We start from the raw sequence: 18,588 nt of genomic DNA, 5'->3' as shown, positions 1-18,588 counted from the left end.
CGCATTGCATGGATAGGACCGACGGAACGCCACGGCACGCCATAACAGGATCGCGACCATGACCGACATCACTCGCCGCGCCGCCCTCGGGGCGGCTATCGCCGCACCGCTCGCCGCGCCAGCGCTTCGTGCGCAGGCGCTGACGAAGATGCGGGTCAGTGTCATCCCCGTGCTCGACGTGGCGCCCCTGCACGCCGCGATCGCGCAGGGCTACTTCGCCGCCGAGGGGATCGAGATCGACACATCCACCACGGCCGGCGGCGCGACGGGCCTGCCGGGGCTGGTGGCCGGGCAGTTCCGCGCCGTTTTCTCAAACGGCGTCTCCACCCTGCTCGGCGTGCGCGAGGGGCTGGAGTTTCGTTTCATCGCCGCCGCCTCCCGCGCCATGCCGCAGCCGCCGGACATCCTGGCCGTGCTGGCGCGCAAGGGTGGCGGCATCCGCACGGGCAAGGACCTGGAAGGCAAGCGCCTCGCCTCGAACACGCGCAACAACATCGTCTGGCTGCGTGGCATGGCCTGGGTCGAGAAGACTGGCGGCGACTGGAGGAAGGTGAACACGATCGAGGTGCCCTTCCCGCAGATGGCGGACGCGCTGGCCAATGGCCAGGTGGATGCCTGCGTCTCCAGCGAGCCCTTCGTCACGGCCGCGCTGCAGAGCCATGGCGAGAAGATCGAGCGCATCGGCTGGCCGTTGAGCGAGACCGCGCCCGGCGGCACCAATGCCCATTATGTCGGCATCGCGCCCGACCTGGCGAAGAGCGGCGACCTGTTCGACCGCTTCGCGCGCGGCCTGCACAAGGGCGTGGATTGGGTGAACGAGCGTCGCGGCCGGCCCGAGCTGATCGAGCTGATTGCGAATTTCTCCCGCGTGCCGGCCGAGCGCCTGAAGGATGTGGCGTTGCCCGCCTACCCGAAGGAGATCACCCCTGCCGAGATCGACGAGCTGGTCGCCACCATGCAGCGCTACGGTCTCAGCGGCCGCTATCCCACCGGTGCCAGTCTTCTTCACCGGACGGCGCAGGCCTGACGCGCGGGCGATGCGGCGCGTCTCCTCGGGCGTTTGGCTGGTCCTGGCCCTCCTCCTTCTCTGGGAGGTGTCGGCCCGAACCGGCCTTGTGGACAGCCCGAACTGGCCGCCGCTGACGCGCGTCATCGCCGTGCTGGGGCGAGACATCGTCTCGGGCGAGTTGCCGCTTCTCGTCGGCTCGACGCTCGCCCGCATGTTCACGGGGCTTGCAGCCGGCACGGTCGCGGGGGTGAGCTTCGGCCTGCTCTTCGGCGCCAGCCGCCTCGCGCGGCTGGTGCTGGGGCCGACGGTGGAGCTGTTGCGCCCCATCCCCATCCCCGCCGTCATCCCGCCGCTGGTGCTGTTCCTCGGGCTGGATAACGGGATGAAGATCACGGTCGGCGCCGTGACGGCCTTCTTCCCCGTGCTGACCAACACCGCCCAGGGGCTGCGGGCGGTGGAGGCGGACCAGATAGCCATGGCCCGCACCTTCGGCGTGCCGGCCTGGCGCCGCCTGTCCCGCGTCACCCTTCCGGCGATCCTGCCCTATGTTCTGGCAGGGCTGCGCGTGGCCCTGGCGCTGACGCTGGTGACGACGGTGGTGGCCGAGATGATCGCGGGGGAGCAGGGGATCGGCCACTACCTCGTGCTCATGCAGTTCGCGGGCCGGGCGGAGGAGATGTACGCGGCCGTGCTGGTGCTGGCCTTCCTGGGCTACGCGCTGAACCGAGGCTTCGTGGTGATGGAAAGGCGGCTGATCGGCTGGTTCTTCGCCACAGGGCGGGAGGGGTAGAAAGGGCGGGGGCGCGGCACCTTCCGGCGCCGCGCCCCTGGCTGTCAGGCCATGTTGATCATGATGGTCTTCTTGTGGGTGAAGTGCTCCAGCATCGCCTCCAGCGAGGCTTCCTTGCCGAGGCCGGAGGACTTCACGCCGCCATAGGACAGGTTGGCCTGCACGACGAGGTTCTGGTTGATCTGCACCAGCCCCGCTTCCAGCTTGTGCGCCAGGTTCAGCCCGACCTTCAGGTTGTTGGTCCAGAGGCTGGCGGCCAGGCCGTACTCGCTGTCATTCGCCTCCGCCAGCACCTCCTCAGGGTCGTCGAAGGGGAAGATGCAGGTCACCGGGCCGAAGATCTCCTCCCGCACCAGGCGGCTCTCCTTTGTCAGCCCGGTGAAGATGTGCGGCTGGATGAACAGACCCTTCTTCAGCGCGGGGTCATCCGGCATGGCGGAGCAGGCGCGGCCCTCGGCGCCCGTGGTCGCCTTTCCCTCGTCGATGAAGGTCTTCACCTTGTTGAACTGGTCGTCGGAGATGATGGTGCCGATGTCCGTCTTCTCGTCCAGCGGATCGCCCATCACCATCTTGTCCACCTTCTCCGCCATGGCGTCGACGAAGCGCTGGAAGATCGGCCGCTCCACGTAGATCCGGCTGGCGGCGGTGCAGCTCTGCCCCTGGCGGGTGAAGCGCATGGAGGTGAGGGCACCGGCGAGCGTCTTGTCGAAGTCGCAGTCCTCGAAGACGATCATGGGCGACTTGCCGCCCAGTTCCAGCGTCACGGGGATCAGCTTCTCGGCCGCGGTCCGGTACACGATTTTCCCGGTCTCGACGGAGCCGGTGAAGGTCACCTTCCGCACCTTCGGGTGGGACACCAGCGGCGCGCCGCATTCCGGCCCGAAGCCGGAGACCATGTTGAACACGCCGGCCGGCAGGACGCGGTTCATCAGCTCGCAGATGCGAAGCACCGCCAGCGGCGCCTCCTCCGCGCTCTTCACCACCACCGAATTGCCGGCCACCAGCGCTGGCGCGATCTTCAGCGCCATCAGCAGCATCGGCACGTTCCACGGGATGATCGCGCCCACTACGCCCAGCGGCTCGCGTACCGTCATGGAGAGGACTTCCGGCGCGAAGGGCACGGTCTCGCCCTTCAGCTCGCCGCCCAGCCCGCCGAAGAACTCCAGGATGTCGGCAACGGTGTTGGCCTCCACCCGGCTCTCGGTCCGCAGCGCCTTGCCCGTCTCCAGCGCGATCAGGCGGCCCAGCTCCTCAACATGCAGCCGGATCACGGCGGCGCACTGGGCCACCAGTGCCCCGCGCTTGCGGGCGGCGGTCTTCGCCCATTCCTTCTGGGCCCGCGCAGCGTCCTCCACCGCGGCGTCCACATCGGCCGCATCGCCGTCAGCGGCGGTCGCCACCTCCTGGCCGGTTGCGGGGTTCACGACAGGGAAGGTCTTGCCGGAGCGGGCGGGGACGTAGCGGCCGCCGATGAAGTGCTGGCCGGACAGGGCCTTCGCCAGCACGAAGGGATCCAGCGTCGGCGCCTCGGGCGTCGGGTGCGGGGTGTCGAGCACGGGCGTTTCCTCCTTGCTGCCGGGACAGGGCGGCGAAGGTGCCCCCGGCGGCGCGGCGCCGCAAGCATGGCCGTCCTGGCGCAACCGTGCCTTGCCCAGGCAGCCCCGGGCGGCCAATCTGGCTGCGGCCGCCCGCCCCCCTCGGGACTTCCAGGCGGCGCAGGAGGGGAGCCCCATGTCCGACGCGCCCAGCATCGACCAGGACGCGCCGTCCGAAACGGTTCCCGCCAGCAGCCGGTCGTGGATCGAGCGCCTCTGGTCCTCCATCGCCGATCGGGGCCGTCTCTTTGCTTCCGTCCCGAATGACTCCGCGCCGCCACTGGACCGGGCCAAGGAACTGGCCCAGGCCCTTCTGACCGAGCGCGGCGAGGCCTCCGGCGCCGCCGTGGCGCGGGAGGTGATGAACGCCCTGCGCGACCTTTCGCCGGAGGACAGCCGGGCCTTCCGCCTCTTCATGGCCACCAACTTCACGCCGAGGCCGGAGCCGCTGCGCGCCGCCGCCGAGGCCTATCTCGCCGATTCCAGCCCGGAGAACGCGGCCCGCCTGACGAGCTGCGCCGAGCCGCCGCGCCAGGAACTGCTGCGCCGCATGAACATGTCCCCCGGCGCCACGGGAGCCCTTGTGGAGTGGCGGCGCCAGCTCCTGCAGGAGGTGCGGGAGGAGCCGGCGCTGAAGCCGCTGGACGCGGATCTGCACCACCTCTTCACCTCCTGGTTCAACCGAGGTTTCCTGCAGCTGCGGCGGATCGACTGGCAGACGCCCGCCGCGATCCTGGAGAAGATCATCCACTACGAGGCGGTGCACGAGATCGCCGGCTGGCACGACCTGCGCCGGCGCCTGGCCGCGGACCGCCGCTGCTACGGCTTCTTCCACCCCTCCCTTCCGAACGAGCCGCTGATCTTCGTGGAGGTGGCGCTGGTCCAGGGCCTGGCCGATTCCGTCCAGCCGCTTCTCGACACGGAGCACGAGGCGGGGGCAGAGGCGCGGGCGGATGCGGCCGACACCGCCATTTTCTACTCCATCTCCAACTGCCAGGACGGGCTGCGGGGCATCTCCTTCGGCAACTTCCTGATCAAGCAGGTGGTGGAGGACCTGAAGGCGGAGCTGCCGCAGCTCACGCGCTTCTCCACCCTCTCCCCCGTGCCGGGCTTCCGCCGCTGGCTGGAGAAGCGGCTGGCCGACGGCCGCGCCGATCCGGAGCTGGCCCTTCCGCTCGCGGACCTCGACTGGTGGCAGGACCCGGCGCGGGCGGAGGCGCTGCGCGCGCCCCTGCTGAAGCTCTGCGCCGAATACCTGACCGATCCGGGCGACCGGATGGATTCGGTGGCGCGCTTCCACCTCGGCAACGGCGCGCGGCTGGAGCGGATCAACTGGCTGGGCAACACCGCGCCGCGCGGCATGAAGGAATCCTACGGGCTGATGGTGAACTACCTCTACGAGCGCGACGAGATCGAGCGGAACCACGAGGCTTTCGCCCGCGGCGCAACCGTCGTGCGCTCCGGCGCCGTGGATTCCCTGCTCGCGCCCAGGACCGCAGCCGCGAAGAAGTCGCGCAACGTCACCAAGGCATCCTGAGAATGTCCGCACTCCCCCCAGGCGCCCTGAACGGGCTGAAGGTGCTCGACCTCACCCGCGTTCTCGCCGGGCCCACCTGCACGCAGATGCTCGGCGACCTCGGCGCCGAGGTCATCAAGATCGAGCGCCCCGGCGCCGGCGATGACACGCGCGGCTTCGCGCCGCCCTACGTGCCGAACACGCGGGAGAGCGCCTATTTCGTCGGCGTGAACCGCAACAAGAAGTCCGTCACGCTCGATATCGCTAAGCCCGAGGGGCAGGCGGTGATCCACAAGCTCCTCGGTGAGTGCGACATCCTCGTGGAGAACTTCAAGGTCGGCGCATTGGCGAAGTACGGGCTGGGTTGGGGCGAGCTGAAGGACAAGTACCCTCGGCTGATCTATTGCTCGATCACCGGCTTCGGGCAGACCGGCCCCTATGCCCCGCGCCCGGGCTACGACGCGCTGATCCAGGCGATGGGCGGCGTCATGTCGATCACGGGTGAGATCGAGGGCGAGCCGCAGAAGGTCGGCGTGCCGGTGGCCGATCTGTTTTCCGGGCTGTATGGCTGCATCGGCATCCTGGCGGCGGTGAACCACCGCCACGCGACGGGGCAGGGCCAGCGCATCGACATCGGGATGCTCGACACGAGCGTGGCGTGGCTGGCCAACCAGGCCTCCAACTTCATCGCCACCGGCGAGAACCCGAAGCGGCTGGGCAACCAGCACCCGAACATCGTGCCCTATCAGGTCTTCCCGACGCAGGACGGCTACATCGTCCTATCCGTCGGCAATGACCCGACCTTCGAGCGCTTCTGCAAGCTGACCGGGCAGGAAGCGCTGCTGCAGGACGAGCGCTTCGCCACCAACGCCGCCCGCGTGGGGAACCGGCAGCTGGTGACCGACACGCTGACGCCGGTGATGAAGTCCCGCACCACGAAGGATTGGGTCGCGGCACTTGAGGCGGCGAAGATCGGCTGCGGTCCGATCAACACGTTGAAGGACGTCTTCGCCGACCCGCAGGTGCAGGCCCGCGGCGTGATCGTGGAGATGGACCACGCGAGCGGCGAGCGCGTGCAGGTGATCGCGAACCCCGTGCGCCTCTCCGCCACGCCACCGAGCTACCGCAGCGCCGCCCCAGTGTTGGGGCAGCACACGGAGGAGGTGCTGGCAGGCCTGGGCATGGGTGCGGCGGAGATCGCGAAGCTGCGGGCCGATGGCATCGCCTGAACTGCCCCGTCCCGGGCAGTTCCGCTGCAGTGTCGGCCCTTTCAAGGCGATGCTGCGCTGGGTGGAGTGGGGTCCGCCGGACGGCATGCCCGTGGTCTGCGTCCACGGGCTGACGCGCAACGGTCGTGACTTTGACGCCCTGGCCCTGCGCCTCGCCGCGCGCGGCCGGCGGGTGATCTGCCCGGATGTCTTCGGGCGAGGCAACAGCGACTGGCTGCCCGACGGCAAGTTCTACAACGTTCCGGCCTATGCGCTGGCCTTCCGGGGTTTCCTGGCGCATCTGCCGAAGCCCTATGACTGGGTCGGTACCTCCATGGGCGGGCTGATCGGCATGGCGATCGGCGCCATCCCCGGATTGTCGCCGCGCCGCCTGGTGCTGAACGACGTCGGCCCCTTCCTGCCCGCCCGCGCGCTGACCCGCATCGCCGCCTATCTCGCGGTGCGTCACGACTTCGCTTCGCTGGAGGAGGTGGAGACCCATCTCCGCCTCGTCCACGCCGCCTTCGGCGACCTGCCGGATGTCGCCTGGCACCACATGGCCGAGACAAGCAGCCGCCGCACACCGGATGGGCGGCTGGTGATGCACTACGATCCTGCCATCGCCGATCCGGTGGTGGGCGCGCCCGTGGTGGACGTGGACCTCTGGCCGGTCTGGAAGACGCTTGCCCAGCCGATCCTCGTCATCCGCGGCGCGGAGAGCGACCTGCTGGACGAGGCCACGGCCGCAGCCATGGCCGCCCGCCCGGACACCCGCCTGGCGGTGTTTCCCCGGTGCGGCCATGCTCCAGCGCTGATCGACAGCGACCAGACGGCGGTGGTGGCGGAGTTCCTTTCCTAGGCAGCGTCCGAAACCTACTCGGCGGGGTGACGTTCCAGCGGGCATGCCGATCAGGCATAGCTGGAGACCTACTTATGAATAACCTGTCCCGCCGCGGGGCGTTGATGCTGCCGCTGGGTCTTGCCGCGTTCACCTCGGCCTGTGTTCAGCCCCCGTCCGGGACCATGATGCCCGCCGATCCCTCCGGTCGCGCGGACCCTGAGATGCGCGCTCTGCTCGAGACCCTCGCGCGCCTAAACCCGCAGCCGATCGAGACGCTCAGCGCCGCCGACGCCCGCCGCCAGCCCTCGCTGGCCGATGCGGTGAAGGCCCGCGCGCTGGAATTGTCGAACACGAACCCCATGCGGGTGATCGGCAGCCAGCAGGATATGACGCTGAACACCGTGCCGAACCCGCTGATCGCGCGACTGTACCGCCCGGTCGTGAACTACTCGGGCCCGGTTCCGCTGATCGTCTACTTCCACGGCGGCGGCTGGGTGATCGCGAACATCGACACCTACGACGAGTCCGCCCGCGCCCTGTGCGTGGAGTCCGGCGCGATGGTGCTCTCCATCAACTACCGCCAGGGCCCCGAGGTCCGCTTCCCCGGCGCGCATGACGACGCCAACGTCGCCTATGCCTGGGCCGTGCGGAACGCCGCCTCCATCAACGCGGACCCGAACAAGATCGCCATCGCCGGAGAGAGCGCGGGCGGCAATCTCGCGATCAACGCCGCGATCTACGCGCGCGATGCCGGGCTGCCGGCCCCGAAGGTCGTCGCTTCCATCTACCCCGTCGGCGGCGTGGACCTGAACACCCCGTCCTACCAGCAGTTCGCCAACGCGAAGCCGCTGAACAAGCCGATGATCGAGTGGTTCGTGCGGAACTACACGCGCAGCCCGCAGGACCTGCAGGACCCGCGGATGGACCTGATCGGCAAGGCCGACCTCTCCCGCCTGCCGCCGGTGATCCTGGTGAATGCCGAGATTGACCCGCTGGCGGATGACGGCGTGCGACTGGAGCGGAAGTTCCGCGCGGCGGGTACCCCGGTTATCCAGCGGACCTACCCTGGCGTCACGCACGAATTCTTCGGCGCGGATCCCGTGCTGACGAAGGCGAAGGAGGCGCAGAGCTTCGTGGGCGCCGAGATCCGCCGCGCCTTCGATGCCCCGGCGCTGCCGCCCGCCGGCCCCGTGCCGCGCGGTCGCCAGCCGATGCGCCGCCCCGCGATGTAGCGAAGGGGGTTGCGCGCCGGTTCAGCCGGCGCGCAACCGCTTCGCGGCCTCCACCGCGAAATAGGTCAGCACGGCGTCCGCGCCCGCGCGGCGGAAGGCCATCAGGCTCTCCATCATCGCCTTCTCGCCGTCCAGCCAGCCGTTGCGCGCGGCCGCCTGGATCATCGCGTACTCGCCGCTGACCTGATAGGCGAAGGTGGGGACTCGGAACTCGTCCTTCACGCGCCGTATGATATCCAGATAGGGCATGCCCGGCTTCACCATCACCATGTCCGCGCCCTCCGCCAGGTCGCTCGCAACCTCGCGCAGCGCCTCGTCGGAATTGGCGGGGTTCATCTGGTAGGTCTTCTTGTCTCCCTTCAGCGCGCCGCCCGATCCCACCGCGTCCCGGAACGGGCCGTAGAAGGCAGAGGCATACTTGGCTGAATAGGACATGATCCGCGTGTGGATCATCGCCCGCTCGTCCAGGGCGGCGCGGATCCGGCCCACGCGGCCGTCCATCATGTCGGATGGGGCGATGATGCCGATCCCGGCCTCCGCCTGCACCAGGGCCTGCGCGACCAGCACCTCCAGGCTCTCGTCGTTATGGACGTAGCCGTCGCGGATCACGCCGTCATGGCCGTGGTCCGTGTAGGGATCCAGCGCCACGTCCCCCACCAGCGCGAGGCCTGGGAAGTCCCGGGTCAGCATCCGTGCGGCACGGCACATCAGGTTCTCCGGGTTCTTCGCCTCGGTCCCTTCCGCGTCCTTCCTTTCCGGCGGCGTGACGGGGAAGAGCGCGATGGCGGGGATGCCCAGTTCCGCCGCGGGCCCGACATGGTCGGCGAGGAGATCGAGCGAGACACGCTCCACCCCCGGCATGGAGGCCACCTCCTCCCGCCGGTTCTGCCCTTCCATGATGAAAATCGGCCAGATCAGCTCGTCCACCGAGAGCCGGTTCTCTGCCACCAGGCGGCGGGTCGAATCGTCCAGGCGGTTGCGGCGGGGGCGGCCGGTGGGGAATGGGGCGTGCTGCATGCCGCTTTGTCGCGCCAAGTCCCGGGCCCGCCAAGCCGAAACCGGGGCAGGGGAGGGGCGCTGGGACGGCATGAAATGGCTTCTCCCGGTCGCGCTCCTCGCTGCCCTGCCCGCTGCGGCGGCGGACCCCGTCACCCTCCCCGGCCCGGGCGGCGTGGCGCTGCGCGGGCTGCTCGTGCGCCCGGCCGGGGCGGGGCAGGGCATTCCCGTGATCGCCCTGCATGGCTGCGGCGGCCTTGGCGGGCCGGGCACCCCCCTTTCCCTGCCGGCGCGGGAGGCTGACTGGGCGGCGCGGCTGGCGGCACTGGGCCACCCCGTGCTCTTCCCCGACAGCTTCGGCAGCCGTGGCGTCACCCAGGTCTGCTCCGGCGGGGAGAAGGGCATCCTGCCCGAGACGACGCGCCGCGCCGATGCCCACGCCGCCGCGGCCTGGGCGGCGGCGCAGCCCTGGTCCGCGCCGGGCGGTGCCTTCCTGCTGGGCTGGTCCCACGGCGGCAGCACGGCCCTGGCCGCCATCGGTGCTCCTGTCCCGACCGGCCTGCTGCGCGGGGCGGTGGCGCTCTATCCCGGCTGCGCCCGGCCGGGACAGCCACCCCCGCCCTGGCAGCCCGCCGCGCCCGTGCTGATGCTGCTGGGCGGCGCTGACGACTGGACCCCGCCCGGCCACTGCCGCCTGGCTGCGGAGCGCGCCCGCCCCGCCCCGGTGGAGCTGGTGGAATACCCCGGGGCCGCGCATGGATTCGACCAGCCCTCTATGCCCCCTCGCACCCTGTCAGGACTGGACATAACCGCGCGCGGCGATGGCACTGCCCGGATGGGCACGGATGAGGCGGCGCGGGCCGATGCGCTCCGCCGCGTCCCCGCTTTCCTGGCCGCGCATGGCGGACCTGCCCCGCGGTAGTGGCGGTGCCGTTTCAACCGCCCGGCCACCCGTGGTAAGGCGCCGGGATGACGACCCCCATCACCATCGCCGTCGGCGCCGACCACGCCGGACTGGCGCTCAAGGCCACCCTCCGCCAGGCGCTGGAGGAGGCGGGCCATTCCGTGCTCGACATGGGCACCCATGGGCCGGAGAGCGTGGACTATCCGGATTTCGGCCAGGCCGTGGCGGAAGCCGTCAGCGCCGGCCGTGCGCGCTATGGCGTGCTGGTCTGCGGCACGGGGATCGGCATCTCGATCGCGGCCAACCGCACCCCCGGCATCCGCTGCGCCCTGGTGCACGACGTGACGGGCGCCCGCCTGTCGCGGGAGCACAACGACGCCAATGTCATCGCCTTCGGTGCCCGCATGACCGGCCCGGAGCCTGCGCTGGACGCCCTGCGCGCCTTTCTCTCCACCCCTTATGCCGGCGGCCGCCATGACCGCCGGGTCCTGAAGCTCTCCCCGGACTGGACCCGCACCCCATGAACGAGCAGACCCCGGCCGCCAGCACGGACCGCTTCTTCAACGCCCCCCTGGCCGAGATCGACCCGGAGATCGCGGACATCATCTCCCGCGAACTGGTGCGCCAGCAGGACGGGATCGAGCTGATCGCCTCCGAGAACATCGTCTCCCGCGCCGTGCTGGAGGCCCAGGGCTCGGTCCTGACGAACAAGTACGCTGAAGGCCTGCCGGGCAAGCGCTACTATGGCGGCTGCGAGGTGGTGGACCTTGCCGAGACGCTGGCGATCGAGCGGGCCAAGAAGCTCTTCGGCTGCGGCTATGCCAATGTGCAGCCCCATTCCGGCGCCTCGGCCAACGCGGCGGTGTTCTTCGCCCTGCTCCAGCCCGGCGACACCTTCATGGGCCTGGACCTGGCCGCCGGCGGGCACCTCTCCCACGGCTCTCCCGTTAACCTCTCCGGCAAGTGGTTCAAGGTCGCGCCCTACACGGTGCGGCGCGAGGACCAGCGGATCGACATGGAGGAGGTAGCCCGCATCGCGCGGGAGAGCCGCCCGAAGCTGATCATCGCCGGCGGCTCCGCCTATGCCCGCGAGTGGGATTTCCCGCGCTTCCGCGAGATCGCCGACGAGGTGGGCGCCCTGTTCCTGGTGGACATGGCCCACTTCGCCGGGCTCGTGGCCGGCGGCGCCCATTCCTCGCCTTTCCCGCACGCGCATGTGGTGACCACCACCACCCACAAGACGCTGCGCGGCCCCCGCGGCGGCCTCATTCTCACGAATGACGAGGCGATCGCGAAGAAGCTGAACTCCGCCGTCTTCCCGGGAACCCAGGGCGGGCCGCTGATGCATGTCATTGCCGGCAAGGCGGTGGCGCTGGGCGAGGCGCTGCGCCCGGAGTTCCGCACCTATGCCCGCGCGGTGGCGGACAATGCCAAGGCCCTGGCCGCCGAGCTTCTGGAGCAGGGCTTCGGCCTCGTCACCGGCGGCACGGACAACCACCTCGTGCTCGTGGACCTTCGCCCGAAGAACCTGACGGGCAAGGCCGCCGAGGCCGCGCTGGGCCGCGCCCACCTGACGGTGAACAAGAACGCCATTCCCTTCGACCCGGAGAAGCCCTTCGTCACCTCCGGCGTGCGTCTGGGCTCCCCCGCCGCCACCTCCCGCGGCTTCGGCGAGGCGGAGTTCCGCGAGGTGGGGCGCCTGATCGGGCAGGTGCTGGACGGGCTCTCCCGCTCCAATTCCCCCGAGGGGAACGAGGCCGTGGAGCGGGCGGCCGGGGAGGCGGTGCAGGCCCTCTGCGCCCGCTTCCCGATCTACCGCGGCTGAGATAGCCCCGCCGGATGCGCTGCCCCTTCTGCCAGTCCGAGGACACGCAGGTGAAGGACAGCCGTCCGGCGGAGGACGGCTCGGCGATCCGCCGCCGCCGTTCCTGCAATGCCTGCGGGGCCCGCTTCACCACCTTCGAGCGGGTCCAGCTGCGTGACCTCGTCGTCTTGAAGACGGATGGGCGGCGGGTTCCCTTCGATCGGGAGAAGCTGGCCCGCTCCATCCGCGTCGCGCTGCGCAAGCGCCCGGTGGATACGGAGAAGGTGGAGCGCATCGTCTCCTCCATCCAGCGCCGGCTGGAGTCGGAGGGAACGGAGGAGATCACCTCCAAGGCCATCGGCCAGCGAGTCATGGAGGTGCTGCGGGAACTGGACCCCGTGGCCTATGTGCGCTTCGCCAGCGTGTACCAGAACTTTCGGGACGCGGAGGACTTCCACGCCTTCCTCGGCTCCCTGGACAATGCGGGGTGAGGCGAGCAAAGGGCCGGCGTGTCTGATCGCGCGCATATGTCTTCGGCCCTGGCCCTCGCGGCACGGGGCCTGGGGAATACCTGGCCCAACCCCTCGGTCGGCTGCGTCATCGTGCGGGACGGCCGGGTCGTCGGCCGCGGCCGCACCCGCCCGGGTGGCCGGCCGCATGCCGAGACGGAGGCCCTGCGCGCCGCCGGCGAGGCCGCGCGCGGCGCCACCGCCTATGTCACGCTGGAGCCCTGCTGCCACTGGGGCCGCACCCCGCCCTGCACGGACGCGCTGATCGCGGCCGGCGTCGCCCGCGTCGTGGTCGCCCTGCGCGACCCGGACCCGCGGGTGGACGGCGTCGGTCTTCAAAGGTTGCGCGATGCCGGGATCGAGGTCGAGGTGGGGCTGCTGGAGGAGGAGGCACGGCGCGTGAACGCCGGCTTCCTCAAGCGCTTCGGCTGCGGCCTGCCGATGGTCACGGTGAAGCTGGCCACCACCATGGACGGCCGCATCGCCACCCGCACGGGGGAGAGCCAGTGGATCACGGGCCCGGAGGCCCGGCGCCTCGCCCATGCCCTTCGCGGCGCCCATGACGCGGTGATGGCGGGTAGCGGCACCCTGCTGGCGGATGACCCAGAGCTGACCTGCCGCCTGCCCGGTTACGCCCCCGTGCCGACGGTGCGCGTGGTGGCCGATGCGCGTCTCCGCACGCCGTTGCGCGCCCGGCTGTTCAACAGCGAGGCCCCGGCCTGGATCGCCACGGCCCCCGGCCACGACCCGGCCTCCATGGCGGCGCTGGAGCAGCGCGGGGCGGCGTTCATCGACGTGCCGGCCGCGCCCGGCGGCGGGCTGGAACCGGAGGCGCTGCTGCGCGCCCTGGCGGGAAAGGGGATCACCCGGCTGCTGGTTGAGGGCGGGGCGGCCCTCGCGGCGTCCCTTCTCCGGGCGGGGCTGGTGGATCGGGTGGCCTGGTTCACCGCGCCGTCCGTCATCGGCGGGGACGGCCGCGCGGGGTTGGATCCGATCGGCGTGGAGACGCTGGCCGCCATGCCACGGCTCAAGGTCACCGGGCGCCGCCAGGCCGGTGATTGCTGGCTGGTCGAGGCCGATCTTATGCCAGGGGACGCCGCGACGGGCTGACCCGCGCCGCCTCCCCCTTGTCATGGGGCGCCTCGCGCGCCATCCCCTGCCTCGCGTTCTTCACCGTTCTGGAACCGCGCCCTTGTTCACCGGCATCGTCACCGCGATCGGCGAGATTCGCCGCCTCCTGCCCATCGGGGCGGGGCAGGACATGCGCGTCGGCATCGCCACCCCGGCCGGCTGGCTGGATGGGGTGGCGATCGGCGCCTCCATCTGTTGCTCGGGCTGCTGCCTGACCGTGGTGGAGCTGGCGACGGACCACTTCGAGGTGGAGGTCTCCGCCGAGAGCCTTTCCCGCACCACCCTTGCGGGCTGGCGGGAAGGGGCGAGGATCAACCTGGAACGCTCCCTGAAGATGGGCGACGAGATGGGTGGCCATGTCGTCTCCGGCCATGTGGACGGGGTGGCGGAAGTGCTCTCCGTGGTGCCGGAGAACGGGTCCCACCGCTGGACCTTCCGCCTGCCCCCCAACCTCGCCCGCTTCGTGGCGGAGAAGGGCAGCATCGCCATCGACGGCGTCTCCCTCACCGTGAACGCGGTGGAGGGCACTGATTTCGGCGTCAACCTGATCCCCCATACGACGGAGGTCACCGCCCTCGGCGCCCTCGCGCCGGGCGCGCGGGTCAATATTGAGATCGACATGCTGGCCCGCTACGTCGCGCGGCTTCGTCAGTTTGAGGGGCGGGAGTCCGAGGCATGAACGTGCAGCCCGTGAAGACGAACTTCTCCGACTTCATCAGCCCCACGGAGGAGCTGCTGGAGGAGGCCCGGCGCGGCCGCATGTTCATCCTGGTGGATGACGAGGACCGGGAGAACGAGGGCGACTTGGTGATCCCCGCCCAGTTCGCCACGCCCGACGCAGTCAACTTCATGGCCCGCCACGCGCGGGGCCTGATCTGCCTGGCGATGACGCGGCACCGGGTGGAGCAGCTCGGCCTGCCGCTGATGGCGCAGAGCAACGGCACCCGGCACCAGACGGCCTTCACCGTCTCCATCGAGGCGCGGGACGGGGTGACCACCGGCATCTCGGCGGCCGACCGCGCCCGCACCGTGGCGGTGGCGATCAACCCGGAGATGGGGCGGGAGCACATCGTCACCCCCGGCCACGTCTTCCCGCTTGTGGCGCGCGAGGGCGGCACGCTGGTCCGCGCCGGTCACACGGAGGCGGCGGTGGACTTCGCCCGCCTGGCGGGCCTGAACCCCGCAGGCGTGATCTGCGAGATCATGAACGAGGACGGCACCATGGCCCGGATGCCGGACCTGGTGGCCTTCGCCCAGCACCACGGCCTGAAGCTCGGCACCATCGCCGACCTCATCGGCCATCGTCGCCGGACCGAGCGGCTGGTGCGCCGGGTGGAGGAGGGCACCCTGGACGATGCCCCGGGCGGCCCCTGGCGGGTCGCGATCTTCGCCAATACCCTGGAATACGGGGAGCACGTGGCCCTGGTGAAGGGCGACCTGACCCGCCCCGGCCCTGTGCCGGTGCGCGTGCACGCCGTGAACCTGCTCTCCGACATCACCGGCCGCAACGGCCCCAAGGACCTGCATGACGCGATGGAAGAGATCGCGCGCATCGGCCGGGGCGTGGTCGTGCTGATCCGCGACGTGAAGGCCGATGCCCTGTCGACCCGCGTGCGCGCCGGGCGCGAGAAGGCGATGCCGGAGTTGCGCGACTACGGCATCGGCGCCCAGATCCTTGCCGACCTTGGGGTGCGGGACATGATCCTGCTCTCCAACCACCCCCGCCCCGTGGTGGGGCTGGAGGGCTACGGCCTGACCATCACCGAGATCCGCCCGATCGGAGACGCCTCTTGCTAAGCACCGCCGACGCCCCCCTCCGCGCTGCCCCCGAGCTCTCCGGCCCGCCGCCGCGCGTGCTGGTGATCCAGGCACCTTATTATGAGGCCGTGGTCGGCGGCATGGTGGACGGCGCGCTGGCGATCCTGGCCGGCGTCGGTGCCGAGGCGGAGATCGTGGATGTGGCCGGCGCCTTTGAGTTGCCCGCCGCCCTGCGCATGGCCATCCGCGCGGGCCGCTGGGACGGCTACCTGGTCTTCGGCTGCGTGGTGAAGGGCGAGACGGACCACTACGAGCACATCTGCCGCGAGGCCTGCCGCGGCGTGATGGACATCTCGGTCGAGACCCTGGCGCCGATCGGCTTCGGTCTCCTCACCGTGCAGACGCTTGAGCAGGCGATCGCGCGTTCATCCCCCGACCGCCACAACAAGGGCGTGGAGGCGGCGAACGCCATGATCGGCCAGATCGCCCTCGCGCGGCGGCTGGCGGAGAGCAAGGAATGAACCAGACCGCGGACCAGACCCCGAAGCGCAACGCCAAGCCCGGTGGGAAGCCGGCCAAGGCCGGACGCCCCCGCACGGGCGCCCGGGTGGCCGCCGTGCAGGCCCTGTTTCAGTCCGAGGCAGGCGGTGAGAGCGCCGAGACGGTGATCGACCAGTTCGTGCGCCACCGCATCGGCACCATGAACAGCGATGCCGGCTTCGAGGACGGGCGCGTGCCCCAGGCGGACGTGCCCCTGTTCAGCAGGATCGTCCGCGCCGCCGCCAAGGACGCGGAAACGATCGACGCCGCCATCGCCGGCCACCTCTCCGGCAACTGGACGCTGGACCGGCTCGACCCCGTGCTGCGCGCCCTGCTGCGCGCCGCCGCCACGGAGTTCTGGGGGGCCGCCGATACCCCCGCCCGGGTGGTGATCAACGAGTACATGGACATCGCCCACGGCTTCTTCGACGGCGAGGAACCCCGCTTCGCCAACGGCGTGCTGGACGCGCTCGCCCGGCAGATGCGCGGGGACGAGTTCCAGCCCAAGACCTGATCCACCTGGACCGGCGAGGTGAGCCTTCCCCCCGAATTTGCCCTCATAGCCCGCCATTTCCGCGGGCTGGCGGGGGAGGGGGCGCTCGACCTTCAGGACGACGCCGCCGTCATCACGCCCCCGCCGGGGCGGGAGCTAGTGCTGGCCGCGGATGCCATGGTGGAAGGGGTGCATTACCTGCCGGACGACCCGCCGGAGACGGTGGGGCGCAAGCTGCTGCGGGTGAATCTCTCCGACCTCGCGGCGATGGGCGCGGAACCGCTGGCCTATCTCATGACCACGGCCCTGCCGCGCGGCACCCCACCGGATTGGCTGGCGGGCTTCGCCTCCGGGCTGGCGGAGGATCAGAGGGAATTCGGCATCCACGTCCTCGGGGGTGACACCGTCTCCATCCCCGGCCCGGCCTGCCTTTCCCTCACCATCATCGGCACCGTGCCGCCCGGGCAGGCGCTCCGGCGCGCCGGGGCGCGGGCGGGCGACGATCTCTGGGTTTCCGGCACCATCGGGGACGGGGCGCTGGGGCTGGCCGTGCTGCAGGGGCGCATCAAGGCCGATGGCGAAGGGCATCTCGCCCGTCGTTACCGCCTGCCGGAGCCGCGCCTCGCGCTGGGGCGCGCCCTCCGGGGCGTGGCGCGGGCCGCGATGGACGTCTCGGACGGGCTGGCCCAGGACCTCGGCCATCTCTGCCGCGCGGGCGGGGTGGGGGCGGTGCTGGAACTGTCCGCCCTCCCGCTCTCGGCGCCGGCGGCTGCCCTGGTGGCGTCGGATCCGGACCTGCGTGCCCGCCTCGCCGCCGGCGGGGACGACTACGAACTGCTCTTCGCCGCCGATCCGGCGGACAGGGAGCGCGTGGAAGCGGCCTCCCGCGCGGCCAGCACACCGGCTACGCGCGTTGGGCGCTTCACGGATGGTCTCGCAAGCGTCACGGTGCTCGGACCGGAAGGGGGGGCCGTGAGTCTCCCGCGGGGGGGATGGAGCCACTTCTGATGTCAGCGACCACGGCGGGACTGTCCAACGAGGCGGCGATGCGCCGGAACGTCCGGCTGCTCTTCTTCTGCCAGGCTCTGATGAACTCCGCCGTCGTCGGGCAGGCGGCTATGGGCGCGCTGATCGGCTACAGCCTCGTGGAGGACAAGTCCCTCGCCACCCTGCCCATGGCGATCCAGATGCTGGCGACCATGGCGGCCTCCATCCCTGCCGGGCTCGTCTTTGCGCGGCTCGGGCGCCGGCCCGGCTTCCTGCTGGGGGCCGTCGGCAGCCTTCTGGGCAGCCTCACCTTCGCCTTCGGGGTCTGGCAGGGCAGCTTCCCGCTGTACTGTCTTGGCGCGATCCCGGCCGGGCTGGGCTTCGGCATTGCCCAGCACTACCGCTTCGCCGCCGCCGAGGTGGCCAGCCCCGGTTACCGGCCCCGCGCGATCGCCCTGGTGATGGCGGGCGGCGTGCTGGCGGCGGCGCTAGGGCCGGAGCTGGTGAAGAACAGCAAGGACCTGCTGGCGCCCACGCTCTTCCTCGGCACCTACCTGATCCTGGCGCTGGCACCCCTGACCTGCATGACCCTGCTGCGGATCGTGGAACTGCCGCCCGCCGCGGCGCGCGGCGCCGCGGCTGCCACGCCGATCATGGAGATCGTCTCCCGCCCGGCCTTCCTGACCGCGGCCGTCACCGGGGCGGTGGCCTACGGGGTGATGAACCTGCTGATGACCTCCACGCCGCTGGAGATGATGCTCTGTGGCTACGGGGTGACGGAGAGCTCCACCGTCATCCAGTTCCACGCCATCTGCATGTTCGCGCCCGGCTTCGTCACCGGGCGGCTGATCGGGCGCTTCGGCGCGCGGCCGGTGATCCTGGCGGGGGTGGTGCTGAACGCGGCCTGCGTGGGGCTCGCGCTGATGGGGAAGGATTTCTCCCACTTCATCGTGGCGCTGATGGCGCTCGGGCTGGGCTGGAACCTGATGTTCACCGGGGCAACCACCCTGCTGGCGGAGGCCCATAGCCCGGCGGAGCGGGTGCGGGCGCAGATGGCGAACGACTTCATCGTCTTCGGCACCGTGGCCTGCACGGCCTTCGGCTCCGGCCTCCTCCACGCCTCCGCTGGCTGGTGGGTGCTGAACCTGCTGGTGCTGCCCGCGCTGGTCATCGCGCTGTGGCGGATCGCCCGGCCTGTGCACACGGCCCGGAGCGCCTGATCCGGGCACCCGGATGGGGGAACCCGGGTGCATGCAAGCCCGCGCCTCTCGGGAC

Annotated in this window: 19 protein-coding genes; 17 read left to right on the top strand and 2 right to left on the bottom strand. The window is 70.8% G+C overall.

Annotation, left to right across the window (positions count from 1 at the left end):
* Positions 1 to 58: 58 nt before the first annotated feature.
* Entirely contained in the window at positions 59 to 1,027 is a 969-nt protein-coding gene (locus J5Y10_RS05820) for an ABC transporter substrate-binding protein (protein ID WP_209371758.1), read from the top strand.
* 10 nt (positions 1,028 to 1,037) lie between these two features.
* Positions 1,038 to 1,799 (top strand): ABC transporter permease, encoded by a 762-nt coding sequence (locus J5Y10_RS05815; protein ID WP_209371756.1) that lies wholly within the window; start codon positions 1,038 to 1,040, stop codon positions 1,797 to 1,799.
* A 44-nt stretch (positions 1,800 to 1,843) separates the two neighbouring features.
* Here the strand turns inward: J5Y10_RS05815 and J5Y10_RS05810 are convergent, their stop codons facing one another.
* Positions 1,844 to 3,355, bottom strand: a complete 1,512-nt coding sequence (locus J5Y10_RS05810; RefSeq protein ID WP_209371753.1) for an aldehyde dehydrogenase family protein — start codon at positions 3,353 to 3,355, stop codon at positions 1,844 to 1,846.
* A 175-nt stretch (positions 3,356 to 3,530) separates the two neighbouring features.
* On the opposite strand from J5Y10_RS05810, the gene J5Y10_RS05805 reads away from it, so the two are divergent.
* The 4 genes from J5Y10_RS05805 (at position 3,531) to J5Y10_RS05790 (ending at position 8,191) form a co-directional block, all read left to right on the top strand.
* Complete coding sequence (locus tag J5Y10_RS05805) at positions 3,531 to 4,931, top strand: malonyl-CoA decarboxylase (RefSeq protein ID WP_209371751.1); 1,401 nt, start codon at positions 3,531 to 3,533, stop codon at positions 4,929 to 4,931.
* Between the two features lie 2 nt (positions 4,932 to 4,933).
* Positions 4,934 to 6,139: a CaiB/BaiF CoA transferase family protein gene (locus tag J5Y10_RS05800; protein ID WP_209371749.1), complete on the top strand. Its 1,206-nt coding sequence runs from the start codon at positions 4,934 to 4,936 to the stop codon at positions 6,137 to 6,139.
* A complete protein-coding gene (locus J5Y10_RS05795) occupies positions 6,126 to 6,977 on the top strand; it encodes an alpha/beta fold hydrolase (protein ID WP_209371747.1) in 852 nt (283 codons plus the stop codon). Before J5Y10_RS05800 ends, J5Y10_RS05795 begins: the two co-directional genes overlap by 14 nt.
* A gap of 203 nt (positions 6,978 to 7,180) precedes the next feature.
* On the top strand, positions 7,181 to 8,191 hold the full coding sequence (locus tag J5Y10_RS05790) for an alpha/beta hydrolase (protein ID WP_245214358.1): 1,011 nt from the start codon (positions 7,181 to 7,183) through the stop codon (positions 8,189 to 8,191).
* Positions 8,192 to 8,212: 21 nt separating this feature from the next.
* Here the strand turns inward: J5Y10_RS05790 and hemB are convergent, their stop codons facing one another.
* Positions 8,213 to 9,208, bottom strand: coding sequence for a porphobilinogen synthase (hemB, locus tag J5Y10_RS05785; RefSeq protein WP_209371743.1), 996 nt, complete (start codon positions 9,206 to 9,208; stop codon positions 8,213 to 8,215).
* Between the two features lie 70 nt (positions 9,209 to 9,278).
* Here hemB and J5Y10_RS05780 point away from each other — a divergent pair, with 70 nt between their 5' ends.
* The 11 genes from J5Y10_RS05780 to J5Y10_RS05730 all read left to right on the top strand — a co-directional run bounded on the left by J5Y10_RS05780 (position 9,279) and on the right by J5Y10_RS05730 (position 18,533).
* Complete coding sequence (locus J5Y10_RS05780; RefSeq protein WP_209371741.1) at positions 9,279 to 10,109, top strand: dienelactone hydrolase family protein; 831 nt, start codon at positions 9,279 to 9,281, stop codon at positions 10,107 to 10,109.
* Positions 10,110 to 10,156: 47 nt separating this feature from the next.
* Positions 10,157 to 10,615, top strand: coding sequence for a ribose 5-phosphate isomerase B (gene rpiB, locus J5Y10_RS05775; RefSeq protein ID WP_209371739.1), 459 nt, complete (start codon positions 10,157 to 10,159; stop codon positions 10,613 to 10,615).
* Positions 10,612 to 11,916 carry a serine hydroxymethyltransferase gene (gene glyA / locus J5Y10_RS05770; protein ID WP_209371726.1) on the top strand — a complete coding sequence of 435 codons (1,305 nt, stop codon included), beginning with the start codon at positions 10,612 to 10,614 and terminating at the stop codon, positions 11,914 to 11,916. Before rpiB ends, glyA begins: the two co-directional genes overlap by 4 nt.
* A gap of 14 nt (positions 11,917 to 11,930) precedes the next feature.
* Positions 11,931 to 12,386: a transcriptional regulator NrdR gene (gene nrdR, locus J5Y10_RS05765; protein ID WP_209371724.1), complete on the top strand. Its 456-nt coding sequence runs from the start codon at positions 11,931 to 11,933 to the stop codon at positions 12,384 to 12,386.
* Between the two features lie 18 nt (positions 12,387 to 12,404).
* The gene (ribD, locus tag J5Y10_RS05760; RefSeq protein ID WP_342452851.1) at positions 12,405 to 13,514 is read left to right on the top strand and encodes a bifunctional diaminohydroxyphosphoribosylaminopyrimidine deaminase/5-amino-6-(5-phosphoribosylamino)uracil reductase RibD; all 1,110 of its coding nucleotides are present in this window, start codon (positions 12,405 to 12,407) and stop codon (positions 13,512 to 13,514) included.
* 82 nt (positions 13,515 to 13,596) lie between these two features.
* Positions 13,597 to 14,214 (top strand): riboflavin synthase, encoded by a 618-nt coding sequence (locus J5Y10_RS05755; RefSeq protein WP_209371722.1) that lies wholly within the window; start codon positions 13,597 to 13,599, stop codon positions 14,212 to 14,214.
* Complete coding sequence (ribB, locus tag J5Y10_RS05750; protein WP_209371720.1) at positions 14,211 to 15,332, top strand: 3,4-dihydroxy-2-butanone-4-phosphate synthase; 1,122 nt, start codon at positions 14,211 to 14,213, stop codon at positions 15,330 to 15,332. The genes J5Y10_RS05755 and ribB overlap by 4 nt, the downstream gene beginning before the upstream one ends.
* Positions 15,326 to 15,814 carry a 6,7-dimethyl-8-ribityllumazine synthase gene (gene ribH / locus J5Y10_RS05745; RefSeq protein WP_209371718.1) on the top strand — a complete coding sequence of 163 codons (489 nt, stop codon included), beginning with the start codon at positions 15,326 to 15,328 and terminating at the stop codon, positions 15,812 to 15,814. The genes ribB and ribH overlap by 7 nt, the downstream gene beginning before the upstream one ends.
* Positions 15,811 to 16,347, top strand: coding sequence for a transcription antitermination factor NusB (gene nusB, locus J5Y10_RS05740; RefSeq protein ID WP_209371716.1), 537 nt, complete (start codon positions 15,811 to 15,813; stop codon positions 16,345 to 16,347). Before ribH ends, nusB begins: the two co-directional genes overlap by 4 nt.
* A gap of 18 nt (positions 16,348 to 16,365) precedes the next feature.
* Positions 16,366 to 17,334: a thiamine-phosphate kinase gene (gene thiL, locus J5Y10_RS05735; RefSeq protein WP_209371714.1), complete on the top strand. Its 969-nt coding sequence runs from the start codon at positions 16,366 to 16,368 to the stop codon at positions 17,332 to 17,334.
* The gene (locus tag J5Y10_RS05730) at positions 17,334 to 18,533 is read left to right on the top strand and encodes an MFS transporter (protein WP_209371713.1); all 1,200 of its coding nucleotides are present in this window, start codon (positions 17,334 to 17,336) and stop codon (positions 18,531 to 18,533) included. Before thiL ends, J5Y10_RS05730 begins: the two co-directional genes overlap by 1 nt.
* The last annotated feature ends 55 nt before the right edge of the window (positions 18,534 to 18,588 follow it).

The sequence above is a fragment of the Roseomonas indoligenes genome, from assembly GCF_017813365.1.
GTDB lineage: Bacteria > Pseudomonadota > Alphaproteobacteria > Acetobacterales > Acetobacteraceae > Roseomonas > Roseomonas indoligenes.
This window is presented reverse-complemented; position numbering and strand designations above follow the sequence as displayed.